The 2686-nt window shown below is 73.9% G+C and carries 1 protein-coding gene and 2 pseudogenes; all 3 read right to left on the bottom strand.

Features of this window, described 5'->3' with window-relative positions; translation table 11 throughout:
* A pseudogene (locus tag ON36_RS14915) lies at positions 1–1042 on the bottom strand (endonuclease); the annotation flags it as partial.
* Positions 1043–2413 carry a TIGR02678 family protein gene (locus tag ON36_RS14910; protein WP_043653005.1) on the bottom strand — a complete coding sequence of 457 codons (1371 nt, stop codon included), beginning with the start codon at positions 2411–2413 and terminating at the stop codon, positions 1043–1045. It lies immediately after the preceding pseudogene.
* 79 nt (positions 2414–2492) lie between these two features.
* Positions 2493–2686, bottom strand: a pseudogene (locus ON36_RS35855) (TIGR02677 family protein); the annotation flags it as partial.

Raw genomic sequence — 2686 nt, 5'->3', positions numbered from 1 at the left:
CGAGGCGCCGGACGGCGTCGGCGAGGTCCTCGAGCTGCTGTTTGCCCTCGTAGGCGCTCGAGCGCTGCAGGTTCTCCCGGTCGGCGATGGCCTGTTCGTAGGCGGTGTCGGCGGCCTCGGCGGCGGCCTCGGCCTCGGCGCGCTCGGTCTCGCGGCGCGTGCGCAGCGCGGTGGCGGCGAACAGCGCGGTGGCGGTGTCGGTGACGGTGTCGAGGCGCGCGTTCACCTGGTCCACGTCGGTCCTGGCCTGCACGGCCAGGTAGCGGCGGTAGACGTCGACGAAGCGCCGGGTCGCGGTGTCGGCCTGCACGAGGCCCTCGAGGGTGCGTCCGACCTCCTCCATGTCGCTGAAGGACCGCGCGGCGTCGAGGACGAGCTGCTCGTCGAGCGGGCGCAGGCCGTCGGTGAGCGCCTGCGACAGCCCGCGCGGGTCCAGGTTCTTGGCCAGCTGCGGCCTGCGCAGCGTGAGGATGAGGTTGATCAGCTGGTCGTAGCGCTGCGCGCCGAGCCCGAACATGCGCGCGTCGATGGCGGCGCGGTACTCCACCGGGCGATCGACGATGGCGTCCCCGCCGATCTGTTCGGCGAGCTGCTTGCGGGTCAGCGGGCGGTCGTCGGCGCCGATGAGGGAGAAGTCGACGCCCACCCGGCCGTCGGCGACGAAGTACCAGCGGGTGACCTTGTCCGAGGAGCGGGTGGCGCGCATGCCGATGCCGACCGTGACGGTCTCGGGATCGTCCCACTTGCCGCGCGCGAACTCCATCCACACGTAGGAGTGGGCCGAATCCTGTTTGCGGTAGAGCAGATTCGACTTCATCGTGCGTTCCTCGCCCGCGAACGGGTTGAGCCTGCGCGGCTCGATCCGCCCGTCGAGCACGAACGGGAACAGCACCTCGAGTGCCTTGGTCTTGCCCGAGCCGTTGGGGCCGCGCAGCACGAGGCGGCCGTCGGCGAAGCAGAACTCCTGATCGCGGTAGTCCCAGAGGTTGACGATGCCCGCGCGGGTGGGAACGAATCGGACTCCGTCGTGGATGATCGACATCTACTGGTTCCCTCCGTCGGTCTTCGCGCCGTAGGTCTCGGCGGCGGTGACGAACAATTCCCCGGCCCGGCGCTCCCGTACCGTGACGATCGCGCCGCGGTACCGGGCCAGGGCGGGCAGCACCAGCACCGTGTCCCCGGCGGGGCGGATCAGGCGCAGGCGGGTGAGCAGCGCGAGGACCTCGGCGGTCAGGCCGGGCACGTCGGCCTGCCACTGCGCGGCGAAGGTCGAGCCGTACCGGTCTGCCAGGGCGCGCACGGTCTCCTCGATCCAGGCCCGGGTGACGACGGGGTGGGTGGCGGTCCCGCCCGGATCGTCGGGCTCGGCGTCCCCGGCGTCCTCCGCGTCGTCGGCCAGCGGCGCGAACACCCCGGGCGCCGGGATCGCCGCGTCGAGCAGGTCCGCGAGCGCGGCGTCGGGGTCGCCGGGATCGGCCGCGCGCGGCAGCGGATGGTCGATGTCGAGCACGACGTCGGCGATCTCCCCGACCAGCAGCAGCGCGACCTGGGCCAGGGTGCCCGTGCCCGGAAAGCGGGTGTCGGACAGTCGCCCCGAGGAGTCGATGAGGGCGACACCCTCTGCGCGGCGCTCGGCGCGCAGCCCCGTGCAGTGCTCGACCTCGGCGATCAGCCGGTCCTCGGCGAGGAGGTCCCGCTCGGCGGGACCCAGCTCGGCCAGGTAGACCACGGGGCGCTCCACCAGAGCCCGGCGCACCCGCCGGGCCAGGTCGGCGGTGTCGGCGGGCTCCTCGGCCAGCAGCCCCCGCACACTGTGCAGGTGCTGCAGCGCCCGCGGCGGCCGGAACAGCGCGAAGACCACCGCGCGGTCGATGTCGTAGAGCGCCTCGCCCGCCTCGGGGTCGCCCGCCCACCCGGCCGCGTCGCCGTCGGCGAGGCGCACCGCGCCGCGCGTGCTCAGCCAGCCGATCGCGTCGACGAAGGCGTCGCGGTCCGCGGCGCGCTCGGTGGCCAGGTCGAGGCCCTCGATCGGGCCCGCGTACGCGGCGACCTGGTCGGCCAGCTCCGAGAGGGTGATCTGGTCGCCGGACCGACCGAGCGCGGCCAGCGCCAGCGCGAGATAGGCGTAGCGCCTGCGGTCGAAGACCCGGTCGTTGACGCTGCGCGCGGGCCGTCCCGGGTCGAGCCGGTCGTGCACGGGGAACAGCCGCGCCGTCGTCTCGGTGACCTCGAGGCGGTAGCCGAACAGCTCGGCCAGGTCCTCGCGCAGCTCGGTGGCCCACCGCCGGATCAGCGGCAGCGCGATCCGGTCCGGGTAGGTCCGGGTCACCAGGTGGTTGGCCAGCATCACCCGCGCCGCCCGCTGGTAGCTGTCGAGGGCGAGCGCGTCGACGCGGCGCACGTGCGCCCTCATCGGCCTGCCCGGCCCGCGGTCGCGGACCCGGCCGGCGGCGATCCCGGGCGCCGCGCGGCGGCGGACGGCACGGATCCGGTCATCGTGTTCCTCCCCGGCGGCTCGGCGTCACGTCCAGACGGCGATTGTTGAGGTGCAGCAGGCCACCGGCGGTGCGGATCACCGTCGAGCCGGTGTGCGGGGTGACGGTGAGGGTGACCCCGTTGTCGGAACCCGTTGTGCCACCGACCCTTCCGCTGACCGGCACCCAGGCGGTCGGAGGCGGCGTCGAGC

Source organism: Nocardia thailandica NBRC 100428 (assembly GCF_000308795.1).
GTDB lineage: Bacteria > Actinomycetota > Actinomycetes > Mycobacteriales > Mycobacteriaceae > Nocardia > Nocardia thailandica.
The sequence above is the reverse complement of the archived record's forward strand: the minus strand, read 5'-3'. Positions and strand labels throughout refer to the sequence as shown.